The organism is Glycomyces paridis, from assembly GCF_004912155.1.
GTDB classification, from domain to species: Bacteria; Actinomycetota; Actinomycetes; order Mycobacteriales; family Micromonosporaceae; genus Glycomyces; species Glycomyces paridis.
The window spans coordinates 168,833-184,564 of sequence record NZ_STGX01000010.1 but is presented as its reverse complement, the minus strand read 5'-3'; the positions used below and the strand labels follow the sequence as shown (position 1 = coordinate 184,564).

General features: G+C 70.9%; 18 protein-coding genes and 1 pseudogene. 11 read left to right on the top strand and 8 right to left on the bottom strand.

What is annotated here, in order from left to right:
• Positions 1-205: 205 nt before the first annotated feature.
• The 10 genes from E9998_RS14865 to E9998_RS14820 all read left to right on the top strand — a co-directional run bounded on the left by E9998_RS14865 (position 206) and on the right by E9998_RS14820 (position 7,037).
• Positions 206-1,372, top strand: a complete 1,167-nt coding sequence (locus E9998_RS14865) for a S8 family serine peptidase (protein ID WP_136530470.1) — start codon at positions 206-208, stop codon at positions 1,370-1,372.
• A complete protein-coding gene (gene nth / locus E9998_RS14860; protein WP_420842438.1) occupies positions 1,369-2,196 on the top strand; it encodes an endonuclease III in 828 nt (275 codons plus the stop codon). Before E9998_RS14865 ends, nth begins: the two co-directional genes overlap by 4 nt.
• On the top strand, positions 2,193-2,744 hold the full coding sequence (locus E9998_RS14855; RefSeq protein ID WP_158299815.1) for a TlpA family protein disulfide reductase: 552 nt from the start codon (positions 2,193-2,195) through the stop codon (positions 2,742-2,744). The genes nth and E9998_RS14855 overlap by 4 nt, the downstream gene beginning before the upstream one ends.
• Complete coding sequence (locus E9998_RS14850) at positions 2,741-3,391, top strand: NUDIX hydrolase (RefSeq protein ID WP_204745454.1); 651 nt, start codon at positions 2,741-2,743, stop codon at positions 3,389-3,391. Before E9998_RS14855 ends, E9998_RS14850 begins: the two co-directional genes overlap by 4 nt.
• 21 nt (positions 3,392-3,412) lie before the next feature.
• A complete protein-coding gene (locus tag E9998_RS14845) occupies positions 3,413-4,609 on the top strand; it encodes a MarP family serine protease (RefSeq protein ID WP_136530467.1) in 1,197 nt (398 codons plus the stop codon).
• 294 nt (positions 4,610-4,903) lie between these two features.
• Positions 4,904-5,581 (top strand): Crp/Fnr family transcriptional regulator, encoded by a 678-nt coding sequence (locus tag E9998_RS14840; protein ID WP_030144656.1) that lies wholly within the window; start codon positions 4,904-4,906, stop codon positions 5,579-5,581.
• Positions 5,582-5,730: 149 nt separating this feature from the next.
• On the top strand, positions 5,731-6,012 hold the full coding sequence (locus E9998_RS14835) for a F0F1 ATP synthase subunit epsilon (protein ID WP_136530466.1): 282 nt from the start codon (positions 5,731-5,733) through the stop codon (positions 6,010-6,012).
• A 3-nt stretch (positions 6,013-6,015) separates the two neighbouring features.
• Positions 6,016-6,453, top strand: a complete 438-nt coding sequence (locus tag E9998_RS14830; protein ID WP_136530465.1) for a DUF2550 domain-containing protein — start codon at positions 6,016-6,018, stop codon at positions 6,451-6,453.
• 60 nt (positions 6,454-6,513) lie between these two features.
• Positions 6,514-6,771: a type II toxin-antitoxin system Phd/YefM family antitoxin gene (locus tag E9998_RS14825; protein WP_204745453.1), complete on the top strand. Its 258-nt coding sequence runs from the start codon at positions 6,514-6,516 to the stop codon at positions 6,769-6,771.
• Positions 6,768-7,037, top strand: coding sequence for a Txe/YoeB family addiction module toxin (locus E9998_RS14820; RefSeq protein WP_136530464.1), 270 nt, complete (start codon positions 6,768-6,770; stop codon positions 7,035-7,037). Before E9998_RS14825 ends, E9998_RS14820 begins: the two co-directional genes overlap by 4 nt.
• Positions 7,038-7,124: 87 nt before the next feature.
• Here the strand turns inward: E9998_RS14820 and E9998_RS14815 are convergent, their stop codons facing one another.
• From E9998_RS14815 to E9998_RS14780, 8 genes are all read right to left on the bottom strand, one after another.
• The gene (locus tag E9998_RS14815) at positions 7,125-7,352 is read right to left on the bottom strand and encodes a helix-turn-helix transcriptional regulator (protein ID WP_136530463.1); all 228 of its coding nucleotides are present in this window, start codon (positions 7,350-7,352) and stop codon (positions 7,125-7,127) included.
• 2 nt (positions 7,353-7,354) lie between these two features.
• Positions 7,355-8,206, bottom strand: coding sequence for an ABC transporter permease (locus E9998_RS14810; RefSeq protein WP_136530532.1), 852 nt, complete (start codon positions 8,204-8,206; stop codon positions 7,355-7,357).
• A 23-nt stretch (positions 8,207-8,229) separates the two neighbouring features.
• Entirely contained in the window at positions 8,230-9,153 is a 924-nt protein-coding gene (locus E9998_RS14805) for an ABC transporter ATP-binding protein (RefSeq protein ID WP_204745452.1), read from the bottom strand.
• A gap of 124 nt (positions 9,154-9,277) precedes the next feature.
• Positions 9,278-10,306, bottom strand: a complete 1,029-nt coding sequence (locus E9998_RS14800) for an ABC transporter permease subunit (protein ID WP_136530462.1) — start codon at positions 10,304-10,306, stop codon at positions 9,278-9,280.
• Positions 10,303-11,352 (bottom strand): ABC transporter permease, encoded by a 1,050-nt coding sequence (locus tag E9998_RS14795; RefSeq protein ID WP_204745451.1) that lies wholly within the window; start codon positions 11,350-11,352, stop codon positions 10,303-10,305. Before E9998_RS14795 ends, E9998_RS14800 begins: the two co-directional genes overlap by 4 nt.
• Entirely contained in the window at positions 11,349-12,869 is a 1,521-nt protein-coding gene (locus E9998_RS14790) for a sugar ABC transporter ATP-binding protein (RefSeq protein WP_136530461.1), read from the bottom strand. Before E9998_RS14790 ends, E9998_RS14795 begins: the two co-directional genes overlap by 4 nt.
• 170 nt (positions 12,870-13,039) lie before the next feature.
• Positions 13,040-14,026 (bottom strand): ABC transporter substrate-binding protein, encoded by a 987-nt coding sequence (locus tag E9998_RS14785; protein ID WP_136530460.1) that lies wholly within the window; start codon positions 14,024-14,026, stop codon positions 13,040-13,042.
• A 160-nt stretch (positions 14,027-14,186) separates the two neighbouring features.
• Positions 14,187-14,801, bottom strand: coding sequence for a cob(I)yrinic acid a,c-diamide adenosyltransferase (locus E9998_RS14780; protein WP_136530459.1), 615 nt, complete (start codon positions 14,799-14,801; stop codon positions 14,187-14,189).
• 25 nt (positions 14,802-14,826) lie between these two features.
• Here E9998_RS14780 and E9998_RS14775 point away from each other — a divergent pair.
• Positions 14,827-15,669 (top strand): annotated as a pseudogene (locus E9998_RS14775) (3-hydroxyacyl-CoA dehydrogenase family protein); the annotation flags it as partial.
• Positions 15,670-15,732: the final 63 nt, after the last annotated feature.

Genomic DNA, 15,732 nt, shown 5'->3' with positions numbered 1-15,732 from the left:
TGCACGGCTCGCGGGCTTCGCCGAGGCCGCACGCCGTCGGCGAGCCGAGGCGTGTCGAGCGAACGCGGTGTCCCCTCGCGATCGTCACCGTAACGCGACCGCGTTGTCAAGTTTCCGTCAGTAGGGCGAGAATAACGAATTCATAAAGGAGGACGCGTGTCGTTCCCACGCAGTGGACCTGTCGCTGTGTAACGATCCGGTTCTCATGAGGTACCGTTCCGCTTCCCGCGCACTGGCCTGCGTCACCGCGACGCTGGCCGCGGCGCTGCTGTCCCCGGCGGCGGGCGGGGCCTCCGCGTCCGTCCCCTGGCACCTGGCCGCGATCGACGCCCCCGCCTCCTGGGCCGAGTCCACCGGCGAGGGCGTCGTGGTCGCCGTCGTCGACTCCGGCGTGGACGCCGACCACCCCGACCTCGCCGGCGCCGTCCTCCCCGGCCGCAGCTACGTCGACCTCGACCCCGGCGACGAGCCCCGGCTCCTCGCGCTCGGCTCCGAACCGGGCCCGGTCTACGAGCGCGCCTTCGGCCAGGCCGACCCGGTCGGCCACGGCACCGCCGTCGCGGGCCTCATCGCCGCCGGCGCCGACTCCGGCCATCCCGGCGTCGCCCCCGACGCCGAGATCCTCCCCGTGCGCGTCCTCGACGACGAGAACCGCTACCACGACTCGGCGATGGTCGGCGCGGCCGTCGAATGGGCCGTCGACAACGGCGCCGACATCGTCAACCTGTCCCTGGGCGGGCACTACGACTCCGCGCCCTTCGCCGAGGCCATCGCCTACGCCGAGGCCAACGACGTGCTCGTGGTGGCCTGCACCGGGAACCAGCGCCTCGACGAGCCCGCCGAAGAGGTCTGGTTCCCCGCCCGCGTCCCCGACGTCCTCGCCGTCACCGGCACCGACGACCGCGGATCGCGCTGGCGGACCGCCGTCACCGGCGAGGAGACCGACCTGGCCGCGCCCGGCGCCGACCTCCTCGCGCCCGAGCCCGGCGGCGGCCACCGCACCGTCACCGGCACCTCCTTCGCCTCCGCGCTCGTCTCCGGCGCCGCCGCGCTCGTGCGCTCGGCCCACCCGGACTGGACCGCCGCCGAAGTGCGCCGGGCCATGATCGCCACCGCCCGCGCAGGCGGCGAGGGCCTCGGCGCGGGCATGGTCGACGCGGCCGCCGCCGTCGCCGCCGACCTCGCGTCCCTGCCGCCGGTCGAGGTGCCCGCCGAGGCCTCGCCCGCGGTCGGCCTCGCGGCCACCACCGCGGGCGGCGCGCTGCTGGGCCTGGCGGCGCTGCTGCTGCGCGGCGGGCGCGTCCCGCGCACCCGGTACTGGACGGCCCGGCGGCTCGCCGCCCGCGAGGCCACGCCCGCGCCCGGGGCGTGAGACCCGGCCCGCCACGTACCATGGGCGGGGTGACCGCCGACGCCCGTTCGAGCCGACCCGAGGCCCGCAAGCCGCTCCGTGAGCGGACCGAGAGCGAACTGGCCAGGAAGCGCCGGGCCCGCAAGATCGACCGCCTCCTCGCCGAGGCCCACCCCGACGCCCACTGCGAGCTCGACTACGCGAACCCGCTCGAACTGGCCGTCGCCACGATCCTCTCGGCCCAGTGCACCGACGTCCGCGTCAACCTCACGACCCCCGCGCTGTTCGCCCGCTACCGCTCGGCCGCCGACTACGCCGAGGCGAACCCCGAGGACGTCGAGGCGATCATCCGCCCGACCGGCTTCTACCGCAACAAGACCCGCTCGATCATCGGCCTCGGCAAGGCCCTCGTCGAGCACCACGGCGGCGAGCTGCCGCGCGGCATGGACGAGCTCGTGAAGCTCCCGGGCATCGGCCGCAAGACCGCGAACGTCATCCGCGGCAACGCCTTCGGCGTCCCGGGCATCACCGTCGACACCCACATGATCCGCATCACCAACCGCCTCGGCCTCGTCTCGGGCAAGGACCCGGTGAAGCTCGAATTCGCGATTCAGAAGCTCATCGAGCCGCGCGAGTGGACCATGTTCTCCCACCGGATCATCTTCCACGGGCGGCGCGTGTGCATCGCCCGCAAGCCCGCGTGCGGGGCCTGCTCGATCGCGGCCCTGTGCCCCTCCTTCGGCGAGGGCCCCACCGACCCGGCCGAGGCCGCGAAGCTCCTGCGCGGCGACAACATCCCCGACCTGCTGCGCCTGGCGGGCGTCGAGGACGCGGTGGACGCGTGAGGCGGGCACCGGCCGCCCTCGCGGCGATCGCGTTGGCCGCGCTCGCGGCGTGCACCGAGGACCCCGGCACCGAGGCGGGCGCCGAGCCGACCTGGTCGGTCGCCTGCTCCGCCGGATCGACCCCGGTCGAGGGCCTCGGCGAACTCGAACTCGACTGCCTCGGCGACGAGGCGTCCACGTCGGTGGGCACCGGCGGGAAGCCGCTCGTGCTGGTCCTGTGGGCGAGCTGGTGCATCCCGTGCCAGGACGAGGCCCCCGAGGTGCAGGCGTTCTTCGAGGCCCACGGCGACCAGGTCGACGTCCTCGGCGTCGACACCGCCGACACGCGCGAGCGCGGCCGCTGGTTCGCCGAGGAGTTCGCCATGACCTACCCGTCGGCGTTCGACCCCGACGAGGCCGTGCGCACCGGGCTCGGCGTCCCGGGCCTGCCGGGGGTAGCGTTCGTCGCCCCCGACGGCACGGTCGCCGAACTCGTCGTCGAGCCCGGCGTCACCGCCGAGAGCCTCGCCGCGACCGCCGAGGCCGCGTTCGGCCTGGAGCTCGGGTGAGCGGCCCCGCGTGGTGGCCGCCGCTCGTCGCGGCCGCGGGCGGGGCCGAACCGCCCACGGTGATGCGCGTCATCGCCGACCACTTCCACCCGCACGCCGAGGAGCACGCCCGCTCGGCCTCGGTCCTGGTGCTGCTCAAGGACACCGGCGACGCGGGCCCTTCGGTGCTGCTCCAGCAGCGGGCCGCGACGCTGCGGCACCATCCCGGCGAGGTCGCGTTCCCCGGCGGCGCCGCCGATCCCGGCGACGCCGACGCGGCCGCGACCGCCCTGCGCGAGGCCGCCGAGGAGCTCGCGGTCGATCCGGCCTCGGTCGCGGTCGGGGCGACGCTGCCGCCGCTGTGGATTCCGGTGTCGGGCTTCGCCGTCACGCCCGTCCTGGCGCTGTGGCGCCGCCCGCACACCGTCGCGCCGCAGGCGGCCTCCGAGGTGGCCGCGGCCCACCAGGTCCCGCTCGCGCTCCTGGCCGACCCGGCCGCGCGCGGCACCGTCCGATACCCCTCGGGCCGCGGCGGTCCGGGCTTCCGCGTCGCGGGCGTGCCGCTCATTTGGGGCTTCACCGCCGGGGTCCTGTCCTGGCTGCTGGAGCTGGGCGGCTGGTCCGTACCCTGGGACTCGGACCGGACGATGGAACTCGAAGGGCGCTGACGCCCGAAGGCGGAGGGTGCGATGAGCGCGACCGGCGCGGGCCTCCTCGTCGACGTCGTCATCGTGCTCCTGGCGCTCCTGTTCGCGATCAACGGCTACCGCGAGGGCTTCATCGCCTCGGCGACCACGTTCCTCGGCTTCCTCGGCGGGGCCCTCCTCGGCGCGCAGCTCGCGCCGTTCGCCGCCGACTTCTACACCGCGGCGCTCACCAAGCTCATCGTGTCGCTCGTCGTGGTCTTCGCGCTCGCCCTCGGCGGCATGGCCCTCGCGACCGCGATCGGCTACCGCCTGCGCAAGCGCCTGCGCTCCAACGGCTCCCGCCGCCTCGACCACCTGCTGGGCCCGCTCGTGTCCATCGTCGCGGTCCTCCTGGTCACCTGGGTGACGGCCGCGCCGCTCGCGGGCTCCTCGATGCCCGCCGTGGCCGGGGCCGTGCGCAATTCGAGCCTGGTCGGCGGCATCGACGAGTACATGCCCGAGTCCGTCAAGGGCGTCTACGAGTCCATGCGGGACTCGCTGAACACCTCGGGGATGCCGAACGTGTTCTTCGGCCTCGACCCGACCGACGCCCGCGAGGTCGACCCGCCCGACCCGGAGCTGGCGGCCTCCAGCGTCGTCGTCAACGCCGAGGAGTCGGTCCTCAAGGTCCACGGCTCCGCCCCCTCCTGCGACCGCCAGATCGAGGGTTCGAGCTTCGTGTACGCCGACGGCCTGGTCGCCACCAACGCGCACGTCGTGGCCGGGACCGAGTCGGTCCGCGTCGAGTCCGGCGGCGACCTCCTCGACGCCGAGGTGATCGTCTTCGAACCGGACAAGGACCTCGCGATCCTCTCGGTCCCGGGCCTGAGCGCCCCGGCCCTGCCCGTCGAGGGCGCGCTCTCGGACTCCGGCAACGACGCGATCGTCCTCGGCTACCCCGGCGGCGGGCCCTACACGGCGACGGCCGCGCGGGTGCGCGAGGCGCGGATCGTCACCGGCCCCGACATCTACGACGACGGCACCGTCACCCGCGAGGTCTACCAGCTGTACGCCACGATCATCGGCGGGAACTCCGGCGGCCCGCTCCTCAACCCCGAGGGCGAGGTGATCGGCGTCATCTTCGCGGCCGCGGTGGACGACCCCGAGACCGGTTACGCGCTCACCATCGGCGAGTCCGCGGCCGTCCTGGACGCGGGCCGCTCGGCCTCCGGACCGGTCGGCACCGGTTCCTGCACCTGAGCGCGCCTTCCCCGCCGTTTTCTCCATTGCCTGACGCTGGGCGTGACGTCACATTGCGGGTAGGCTGTACCGGTCGCCGCCGACGCGTTCCGTTCCACACCCCGCTCAGCGGCGCCGCGAGTCTCACGCAGCGACGCTCGAAACGGACGGAGCGCATTCTTCGGGAATGGAATGCCGTTTCCGGCGCCTGCGGTGCGCATGTGGATTTACGGGGGTCTCGCTCCCGCAATGCGGACAAGAGGCATAGACTCAGGACTTGCACTAGCGGTGCGTTGAAGAAAGGTGCGAACGGACATGGAAGATGTATTGGCCAGGGCCGCCCTGTTCAAGGGCGTCGACCCGGAAGCTGTCGAGTCGCTCATCAAAGAGATGGAGTACATCGACGTCAACAAGGGCCAGACCGTCTTCACCGAGAACGAGCCGGGAGACAGTCTCTACATCGTCATGTCCGGCAAGGTGAAGCTCGGTCGCCGTTCCGCCGACGGCCGCCAGAACCTCATCGCGGTGATGGGCCCCTCCGACATGGTCGGCGAGCTCGCACTGTTCGATCCCGGCCCCCGCACCGCCACCGCCACCGCTTTGACCGACACCCGCCTCGCACGCCTGTCGAAGACCGCCCTGCGACCCTGGCTGGCCAACCGGCCCGAGATCGCCGAGCAGCTCCTTCGGGTGATAGCGCGCCGGCTGCGTCGCACCAACGACTCGATGGCGGACCTCATCTTCACCGACGTGCCCGGCCGCGTCGCCAAGGCCCTGCTGCACATGGCGAGCCGCTTCGGCACCCGTGACGGCGGCGTCCTCCGCGTCACCCACGACCTCACGCAGGAGGAGCTCGCCCAGCTGGTCGGCGCCTCCCGCGAGACCGTGAACAAGGCCCTCGCCGACTTCGCCGGGCGCGGCTGGCTGCGCCTGGACGGCAAGAGCGTCATCATCATGGACCCCGAGCGGCTGGCTCGGCGCGCCCGCGTCTGACGCGGACCGAACGCACAGGCCCCCGGCTCCGCCGGGGGCCTCCTGCATTCCCGGTGACCGGCGAGACCGCACCCTTGGGCGATTCGACGTTCGCGCCCCCGGCCGTCTAGACTTCCCGTAACCATCCCGCAGTCCGTTGAAGGAGCGTCGTGGCAGGGCAACTGAACGTCGAAGTCGTCGCAGTCGAGTCGAAGGTGTGGACCGGCACGGCCAAGGCCGTCTACGCGCGCACCACCGAGGGCGAACTGGGCGTGCTCCCCGGCCACCAGCCGCTCCTCGGCGAGCTCCGCGTCGACAGCGTCGTGCGCGTGCAGCCCGCGGACGGCCCCGAGCTCGCCTGGCGGATCGAAGGCGGCTTCCTCTCCGTGACCACCGACGGGGTCACCATCCTCGCCGAGACCGCCGAAGCGGTCGCCCCCGCTTCGGCGTAGACCATGCTCAAGGCACTGCTCGTCGTCGCCGCACTGGCGGCGGCCGTCGCGGTGTTCCTGGTGCTGACGTACGTCCGCCGCTCCTTCTACTCCCGGGCCGGCTCGGTGGCCATGGCCGCCAGGCTCTCCCGGCACATGGAAGGACGCGGCTGGGCCCCCGGCTTCGCCGTCTACGAGAGCGGCACCCTCCGCTGGTTCCGGATGTTCTCCCTCGCCTTCGGCCCCCGCTACGCCCTCTCCCGCGAAGACCTCCAGATCTCCGACCGCCGCGTCCCCGTCGGCCCCGAGGCCCAGATCTTCCCGCCCGAAGTGGCGATCCTGCGCTGCAAGAGCGCAGGCGGCGAAGTCGAACTCGCCATGACGACCTCCGCCGTCACCGGTTTCCTCTCCTGGCTCGAAGCCGCTCCCCCGGGAGCGGCTTTTTACTCCGAACGAGACTGACGCCGAAGGCCTGGCGTGTCGCTACCCCTGCCCGTACGATTGCTTCGGGACCATGGGGAGGTGAACGTGAAAGTAAAAACACTCTCGCAGTACGCGGCTGCCCCGGTGGAAACGCTGAACGAGGTGATCGACGACTGCGAAGAAGTCGTCATCGCCCGCGATGACAAGGATCCCGTAGTGATCCTCCCTCTCGGTGAGTACGAGTCGATGAAGGAGACCCTGTACCTCCTGCGTGATCCTCAGTACGCCCAGGAGCTCATGGAGTCGATCAAACAGCTCGAATCGGGCCGTGGCCAGGTGAGGGACCTGCTTCAGTGAACCTCGTCTGGTCTGAGAAGGCCTGGGATGACTACCTCTACTGGCAGACGCACGACAAGAAGCTGTTGAAGCGCATCAACCTGCTGCTGGAGGACATCAAACGCAACGGGTACACCGGGTTGGGCAAGCCCGAGCCGTTGAAGCACGACCTCGGCGGTTACTGGTCACGCCGTATCGACGCCAAGCACCGGCTCATCTATCAAGTCTCCGAGGATCATGTCCATATCGCCAGGTGTCGCTTTCACTACGGCAAGCCGGACTCCTAGACAGAGGCCCAGTGCAGGTAAGAGGCCCCGCTCCCCGGGGCGGCCTTTCGGCCGGGGTGTTCCCTGGGGCGCGGGGCCTTGCCCTTCTCAGGCGCCGATGCGCGGGAAGGGCTTGGTGGAGAACAGGACCTCGACGGGCACTTCGAAGTACTCGGCGAGCTTGAGCGCGAGGTGGAGGCTCGGGCTGTACTCGCCGCGTTCGAGGTAGCCCACGGTCTGGTAGTGCACGCCCAGGGCGTCGGCGAGCTGGCGGCGCGAGACGCCGCGCTCGGCCCGCAGCACCGCGATCCGGTTGAAGACCTCGTCTCCGGCCACGGCTAACCCCACTGCTGCTGCATCTCGGCGCGGCGCGCGGCCACCGCCGAACCGGACTCGCGGCGCGCCATCCGCCGCAGGAGCTTCGGCGCCAGCGCCAGCGCGAGGACCGCCCAGGCGGCGAGCACGGCGAACATCAGGAGCGTGCGCCAGGAGCCGTCGACCTCGACGGCCACCGCCGAGTCCGGCAGCAGCGAGTGGCGCATCCCCAGGCCCATCCAGTAGATCGGGAAGACCTGCCCGATGCCCTGGAGCCAGCCCGGCAGGGCCGTGAGCGGGTAGAAGATGCCCGAGATCGCGACCGAGCCCATGATCGGGAACATGACCAGGCCCATGTTCTTGGGGTTGTTGATGGCCGCGCCGAGCACGGCCCCCAGCGGGAGGGTGGTGACGATGCCCATGAGGACGACGGCGACGAACAGGAGCCAGCGGTCGGGCGAGTCGAATTCGAGGCCGTCGAAGAGGACCAGTCCGGCCGCGAGCATCACCGCGACGGTGGCGAGGACGAACAGCGCGGTGGAGACCATGTGCCCGACCAGGTAGCCGGTCATGCCGCCGGGCATGGACTTGGCCCGCAGGAGGGTGCCGTTGGTGCGGTCCATCGAGAGGGTCCCCATGATGCCCATGATGCCGCCGAAGACGACGTTCATGCCGATGAGGCTGGGCATGTTCATCGCGCCCAGGGAGACCGGGGAGCCTTCGAAGTCGGCGCCGCGCATGAAGAACAGGACGACGATGGCGATGGCGGTGGGCATGATGAAGCCCATGAGGTCGCCGATGGTGGTCAGGGAGATGCGGGTCTCGATGAGGCCGCGCTTCCAGCCGGTCTTGTAGGCGTGCACGGTGGTGTTCATCGTGCCGGTGTTCGCCGCGGTGCTCATGCGGTGGCCTCCTTGAAGGTGTCGACGGCGGATTCGGCCTGTCCGGCTTCGAAGTCGGCGACGAGGGAGAGGTAGGCGTCCTCCAGGCTCGCGCGGTGGACTTCGAGGTCGGTGACGGCGCCGTCGTCGGTGGCGAGGAGTTTGCGCACGAAGTCGGTGGCGTCCTCGGTGGCGTGGATCTGGAGGGTGCCGTCCTGGATCCATTTGACCTCGGCGGTGGTGGCGGCGGCGCGGGCGAGCGCGTCGGGCGAGCCGTCGGCGATGATGCGGCCGCCGGCGAGGATCACGATGCGCTCGGCGAGCTTCTCGGCCTCGTCGAGGTCGTGGGTGGTGAGGAGGATCGTGGTGCCGTCGAGATCGGTGAGCCGGTGGATGAGTTCGTGGAACTCGCGGCGGGCGTGGGGGTCGAAGCCGGTGGTGGGCTCGTCGAGGAAGAGCAGGGCCGGGCGTCCGATGATGCCGAGGGCGACGTCGAGGCGGCGGCGTTGGCCGCCGGAGAGGGTCTGGACGCGCTGCGCGGCCTGTGCTTCGAGGCCGACGAGTCCGAGGAGGGCGTCGGCGTCCCAGGGTTCGGCGTAGGGCTTGTAGTACTCGCCGAAGTGGTCGAGGAGTTCGCGGACGCGCCACTTGCCGTTGTCGCGCCATTCCTGGAGGACGACGCCGAGTCCGGCCCGCCAGCGTTCGTCGCCGTGTTCGGGGTCGGTGCCGAGGACTTCGACGGTGCCGCCGCTGCGGGCGCGGAAGCCTTCGAGGATCTCGATGGTGGTGGTCTTGCCGGCGCCGTTGGGGCCGAGGAGGGCGGTGACGCCGCCGGGTTCGATCCGGAGGTCGAGGCCGGTGAGCACGTCCTTGTCGCCGTAGCGCATCCGAAGGTCGGACACGGCGATCACGGGCCCGTCCGATGCCGGGGGGTGTCCCATCTGGTTCTCCGTTGCAGTAATCCGTTCATTGATAGCACTCATGCTACATCTTGTCGAAGGACTCTGCCAACACGAATGCGGCCGCCCGTCTGTCGACGGGCGGCCGTGGTGGTGAAGCGCGGTGTCAGGCCCGCCGCTTCTCCCCCGAGCGGGCCAGGACCCGCTGGAGCAGGATGAACGCGAGCAGGAGCACGCCCATGGCGATCCGCGCCCACCACGAGGAGAGGTTCCCCTGGAAGGCGATGAGCGTGTTGAGCACGCCCCAGACCATGACCCCGGCCACGGTGCCGAGGACGAATCCTGCCCCGCCGGTCAGGAGGGTCCCGCCGATGACGACGGCGGCGATCGCGTCGAGCTCGGTGCCGACGTTCGCGAGCGGGTTCGCGCTCTTGGTCGCGAAGGCCGCGAAGACCCCCGCGAGGGCGGCGCAGAACCCGGAGACGGCGTAGACGCCGATCTTGGTGCGCGCCACCGGCAGGCCCATGAGGAGCGCGGACTGCTCGGAGCCGCCGACGGCGTAGACCGAGCGGCCGAACCGCGTGTAGTGCAGGACCACGAACGCGACGATGACGACGGCGAAGGCCCCGAAGGAGAGGTACGGCAGCCAGAAGCCGCCGTCGCGGACCTTCCCGAAGAACTCCACGTGCGTCATGCCCCAGCCGAAGAACTCGATGTCGCGCATGGACACGTCGGTCTCGGAGATCTGGAGGGTGAGGCCGCGGAACAGGAACAGCCCCACGAGGGTCGCGATGAACGGCTGCACGTTGAAGTGGTGGATCACCGCGCCGATGAGCACGCCCCAGGCGGTGCCGAACGCGAGGACGAGCACGAGCGCCAGCGGCGCGGCGATCCCGGCCTCGACGGTGAGCCACGCGCTCGCCATCGTCGAGAAGGCCATGACCGACCCCACGGACAGGTCGATGCCGCCCGAGAGGATCACGAAGGTCATGCCGACGGCGATCACGAGCAGGGGCGCGTTGTCGATGAAGAGCTTCGCGACGACCTGCGGCTGGTCGAACTTCGGGTAGTTCGCGACGCCGGTGAAGTACAGCACCAGCAGGAGCGCGAGGGTCGCGCCGATGGGGACGTACCGGCCGAGCCCGTCCAGGAGCGTCGAGCGCGCCGGGCGCTCGGTCAGGGTGTGCGCGGTCATTTCGCCAGGACCTCCTCGGCGGGCGCGGGCGCCGGGGCGGCCGGCCTCCGCTTGAACGGCTTCAGGACCCAGGCCCGGAACTCGGGGCTCTGGAGCAGCGCGACGGCGAAGACGACGATGGCCTTGGCGGTGAACTGCCACTGGCTGGAGAGCCCGACGTTGATGATGGTGTCCTCCAGCGTCCCGATGATCACCACGCCGATCGTGGTGCCCAGCAGGAAGAACCGGCCGCCGAGCAGCGCGGTCCCGCCGATGACGACGGCGAGGATCGCGTCCAGTTCGATCCACAGGCCGCCGTTGTTGGCGTCGGCGCTGCCGAGGTTGGCCGCGCCGATGAGCCCGGCCAGGCCCGCGCACAGCCCGCACACGAGGTACACCAGGACGGTGATCCCCTTGGCGCGGATGCCCGCGAGGCGGCTGGCCTCGGGGTTCCCGCCGACCGATTCGAGGAGCATCCCCAGTGCGGTGCGGCGGGTGAGCAGGGCGAGCGCGACGAGGGTGAGGACCGCGATCCAGATCGGGATCGGGATCGTCCACAGCGAGCCGCGCCCGATGCCGGTGAACGGGCTCGCGTCCTGGACCTTCGGGATCTGGCCGCCGGTGACGAGCTGCGCGATGCCGCGCCCGGCGATCATGAGGATGAGCGTGGCGACGATCGGCTGGATGCCGAAGCGGGCCACCATGACCCCGTTCCACGCGCCGATGACGGCGGTGACGGCGAGCGCGAGCGCCACGGCGGCGGCGACGAGCCCGGCGGAGGTCTGGTCGGGGGCGTCGATGATCATCTGGCAGGCGATCGCCGCGCCGATGGCGTAGACGGCGCCCACCGACAGGTCGATGCCCTTGGTGGCGATGACGAGCGTCATGCCCAGCGAGATGAGCAGGAGCGGCGCGGAGCGGCGCAGGATGTTCACGAACGCGCCGCCGAGGCGGCCGTCGTGGACGCTGGGGACGATGAAGTCGATGCCGGTGGCGGCGATGTTGACGGCGACGAGGGCGACCAGGATGATCACCGGCCACATGAGGCGCTTGGTGTAGGCGTTCACGCGCGGTGCCCTCCCGACACGATGGCGTCGACGATGCGGTCGGTGGTCATGTCGGCCTCGGATTCGAGCACGGCGACCAGGGCGCGGTCGCGCAGGACCGCGATCCGGTCGGACAGGCGGGTGACCTCGTCGAGCTCGGCCGAGACGAACAGGACGGCCATGCCGCCGCCGGAGAGCTCGGCCACGAGACGCTGGATGTCGGCCTTCGCGCCGACGTCGATGCCGCGCGTGGGCTCGTCGAGGATGAGCAGTTTGGGTTCGACGAGCATCCAGCGGGCCAGAAGCACCTTCTGCTGGTTGCCGCCCGAGAGGTTCTTGACGGGCATCGCCGGGTCGGCGGGGCGGATGTCGAGCTTCTCGATGAACTCGGCGACGAGCCGGTCGCGGCGGGCGGCCGGGACGGACCGGGCCCAGCCGCGCGAGGCCTGCATCGCCAGGATCATGTTCTCGGCGACGCTCAGATCCCCTACGAGCCCTTCGGTCTTGCGGTTCTCGGGGCAGAACGCGATGCCGCGGGCGGCGGCGGTACGCGGGTTGTGGCGCCCGGCGGGGGCGCCGTCGAAGACCAGCGACCCGGCGTCGGCCCGGTCGGCCCCGGCGATGAGCCGGGCGGTCTCGGTGCGGCCCGAGCCGAGCAGCCCGGCCAGGCCGACGACCTCGCCGCGGCGGATCGTGAGGTCGTAGGGGGCGATGGAGCCCTTGCGGCCCAGGCCCTCGGCCCGCACCAGCGGCTCCTCGTCCGCGACGCGGTGCGCCGAGGCGTCCCGCTCGATCTGCTCCAGCGTGGCGGCCTCGCGCCCGAGCATGTGCCCGATGAGCTCGCCCTGCGGCAGGTCCGCGGTGGCCCAGGAGCCGACGAGCGCGCCGTTGCGCAGCACGGTCATGCGGTCGGCGATCTCGTAGACCTGGTCGAGGAAGTGGGAGATGAACACCAGGGCGGTGCCGCCCTCGGCGAGGCGGCGCATGACGCCGAGGAGGACCTCGACCTCGTCGCGGTCGAGCGAGGAGGTCGGCTCGTCGAGGATGAGGACCTTCGCCTCGATGTCGACCGCTCGGGCGATCGCGACGAGCTGCTGCATGGCGATCGAGTACGCCGACAGGGGCGCGGCGACGTTGAGGTCGATGCCGATCTCGGCCAGGAGCGCCCTGGCCTTGCGGCGCATGGCCCTGAAGTCGATGAAGGGGCCGCGGCGCGGCTCGCGCCCCGCGAAGAGGTTCTCGGCCACCGACAGGTTGTCGGTGAGGTTGACCTCCTGGTAGACCGTCGAGATCCCGGCGGCCTGGGCGCCGCCGGGACTGTGGAACCTGACCGGTCTGCCTTCGAGGAGGATCTCGCCGGCGTCGGGTGCGTGGACGCCCGTCAAGACCTTGATCAAAGTGGACTTCCCGGCGCCGTTCTCCCCCATGACGGCGTGGATCTCTCCTGGCCGCAGGGTGAAGTCCACGCCGTCGAGGGCGCGGACACCGGTGAAGTCCTTCCTGATCCCGGTCATCTGGACGATCGGATCGTCGGACATGGGATACGACCTTCGCTGTGGCGCACCCGGATCGGGGTGCGGGCGTTGGGGGGCGGGCCGCGCCCGGGCGGGGGCCGGGGGCCGGTCAAGACCCCCCGGGGCCCGCCCGGGCGCGGAGTCTTCCAGAGGCGGAGCCGTCTAGAAGCAGTGCCGTCTAGAAGCGGAGCGAACTAGAACTGGCGGTTCGGGAGCTCGGCCTCGAACTGGGAGGCGTCGAAGGCGCTCTCCTCGACCGCGGTGAACTTCTCCAGTGAGTCGCCGTTCGCGACCTGCTCGACGACGTCCATGAGCTGGTCGCCGAAGACCGGGTTGCACTCGACGATGTAGTTGAGCTTGCCGTCGACGCCGGCCTGGAAACCGGCCTTGGAGCCGTCGACGATGATGATCTGGATGTCGGTGCCGGGGACCTTGCCGGACTCCTCGATCGCCTGGATCGCGCCGAGGCCCATCTCGTCGTTGTGGGCGTACAGCAGGTCGATCCCGTCGAGACCGTGCGTGGTGATGAAGGTCTCCATGACCGCCTTGCCCTCTTCGGCGGTGAAGTTGCCGGACTGGGAGTCGACGATCTCGTAGTCCAGGCCCTCGGCGTCGAGCACCTCGAAGAACCCGGCCTTGCGGTCGTTCGCGGGGGCCGAGCCGGTGGTGCCCTGGAGTTCGAGGATGCGGGTGCCGTCGGCGTCGTCGGCGAAGGTCTCGGCCGCCCAGGTGCCGGCCTTGCGGCCTTCCTCGGCGAAGTCCGAGCCCAGGCGCGTGACGTAGAGGTCCTCGTCGGCGGCCTCGACGCCGCGGTCGGCCAGGACCACGGGGATGCCCGCGTCCTCGGCCTCCTGGAGCACCTCGGTCCAGCCGGTCTCCACGACCGGGGCGAGGACGATGACGTCGACCTGCTGATTGATGAAGTCGCGGACCGCGGAGATCTGCTTCTCCTGGTCCTGCTGCGCGTCCACGAACTTCAGCTCGTGGCCCGCGGCCTCGGCAGCGGCCTGGACGGAGGCGGAGTTGGCGGTGCGCCAGGCGGATTCGGCGCCGACCTGCGCGAAGCCGATGACGAGGGAGCCGTCGGCGCCGCCCTCGGCGTCGTCGTCACCGCCGCCGCACGCCGACAGACCGAACAGGAGCGCACCGGCGCCGATGCCGGCGAGAACTTTCTTGAGCACTGGGGTGTCGCCTTTCGAGATCCGGAGAGGAATATAAGGGGTTTCGATATTTGAGGGAGTGCATGTTACCGTTCATATCCTTGCCCGTGTTACCGATCTCGTCAAGCGAAAGGGCCTACTCGGTGCCGTAACGATTTCACAACGCGCCGAAACCGGCGCGCTACTCCTGCGAGCCCCGCGGCCGCCACAGCACGTCGCCGCCGGGGTCCGCACCCTCGGCGCCCCCCGCGGACTGCCGGTTGGCTCGCCGCGCCAGCACGAACAGCAGGTCCGAGAGCCGGTTGAGGTAGGTCGAGGGCACCGCGTGCGTGGTCTCGGGCTCGGCTTCGAGCAGCGCCCACACCGACCGCTCCGCGCGCCGCGCCACAGTGCACGCCTGGTGCAGCAGCGCCGCGCCCGGCGTCCCGCCGCGCAGGATGAACGAGCGCAGCTTCTCCAGATCGGCGTTGCACTCGTCGATCCAGCCCTCCAGGCGGACCACATAGGACTCGTCAATGCGCAGCGGCGGGTACTTCGGGTCGGGCACCACCGGCGTAGCGAGGTCGGCGCCGACGTCGAACAGGTCGTTCTGGACCGCCAGGAGGATCGCCCCCTCGCGCTCTCCGACCGAGCCCGCGTGCAGCGCAAGGGCCGCACCGATCACCGCGTTCACCTCGTCCACGTCGCCGTACGCGGCGAGCCTGACATGGGTCTTGGCGACCCGCGAGAAGTCGGCGAGACCGGTCGTGCCGTCGTCGCCCGTCTTGGTGTAGATCCTGGTGAGATTGACCGCCATGCCCACGACCATATAGCCTCCGTGCATGACACAAGTCGCGGTAATCGGTTCGGGACTCATGGGTTCGGGCATCGCACAGGTCACAAGCCTCGGCGGCCGGAACGTCACGCTCATCGACACGGACGCGGGCGCGCTCGACCGCGCCGAGGCGGCCATACGGGACTCCCTGGACCGCTTCGTCAAGAAGGGCAGGATCGGCGCCGAGGAGGCCGCGGCCGCACGTTCGCGCGTCACCCGCTCCACCGACATCGCCGACGCGGCCGGCGCCGCGATCGTCGTCGAGGCCGTCTTCGAACGCGTCGACGTCAAGCAGGAGGTCTTCCGGAAGCTCTCGGCGGTCTGCGCGAGCGACACCGTCCTGGCGACGAACACCTCCGCGATCCCCATCACCGAGATCGCCGCCGCCGCCTCGCACCCCGAGCGCGTGGTCGGCACCCACTTCTTCTCCCCCGTGCCGATGATGGCGCTGTGCGAACTCATCCGCGGCCTGCACACCTCCGACGAGGCCCTGCGGACGGCCCGCGAGTTCGCCGAAGCGGCCGGGAAGACCTGTGTGGTCGTCAACCGGGACGTCGCCGGGTTCGCGACCACCCGCCTCATCTGCGCGTTCATCAACGAGGCGGCCCGGCTCGTGGAGGACGGCGTCATCTCCGCCGAGGACCTCGACACCGCCTGCCGCCTCGGCTTCGGCCACCCGATGGGCCCGCTCGCCACCGCCGACCTCACCGGCATCGACGTCATCTCGCACGCCACCGAGAACATCTACGAGGACACCGCCGACCCGAAGTTCTTCCCTCCCGCGCTACTGCGCCGGATGGTCGCCTCGGGGTCCATCGGCCGCAAGAGCGGCAAGGGCTTCTTCGACTACTCGGGGTTATCCACAGGCTGTGGACGACGCAAAGAACGGCGCGGACCTCGCGGTCCGCGCCGT

Excerpts from the sequence above, each read along its gene's own strand:
- E9998_RS14865 (WP_136530470.1), top strand. The coding sequence starts at position 206 with ATGAGGTACCGTTCCGCTTCCCGCGCACTGGCCTGCGTCACCGCGACG.
- E9998_RS14845 (WP_136530467.1), top strand. The coding sequence starts at position 3,413 with ATGAGCGCGACCGGCGCGGGCCTCCTCGTCGACGTCGTCATCGTGCTC.
- E9998_RS14840 (WP_030144656.1), top strand. The coding sequence starts at position 4,904 with ATGGAAGATGTATTGGCCAGGGCCGCCCTGTTCAAGGGCGTCGACCCG.
- E9998_RS14830 (WP_136530465.1), top strand. The coding sequence starts at position 6,016 with ATGCTCAAGGCACTGCTCGTCGTCGCCGCACTGGCGGCGGCCGTCGCG.
- E9998_RS14810 (WP_136530532.1), bottom strand. The coding sequence starts at position 8,206 with ATGAACACCACCGTGCACGCCTACAAGACCGGCTGGAAGCGCGGCCTC.
- E9998_RS14805 (WP_204745452.1), bottom strand. The coding sequence starts at position 9,153 with ATGGGACACCCCCCGGCATCGGACGGGCCCGTGATCGCCGTGTCCGAC.
- E9998_RS14800 (WP_136530462.1), bottom strand. The coding sequence starts at position 10,306 with ATGACCGCGCACACCCTGACCGAGCGCCCGGCGCGCTCGACGCTCCTG.
- E9998_RS14790 (WP_136530461.1), bottom strand. The coding sequence starts at position 12,869 with ATGTCCGACGATCCGATCGTCCAGATGACCGGGATCAGGAAGGACTTC.
- E9998_RS14780 (WP_136530459.1), bottom strand. The coding sequence starts at position 14,801 with ATGGCGGTCAATCTCACCAGGATCTACACCAAGACGGGCGACGACGGC.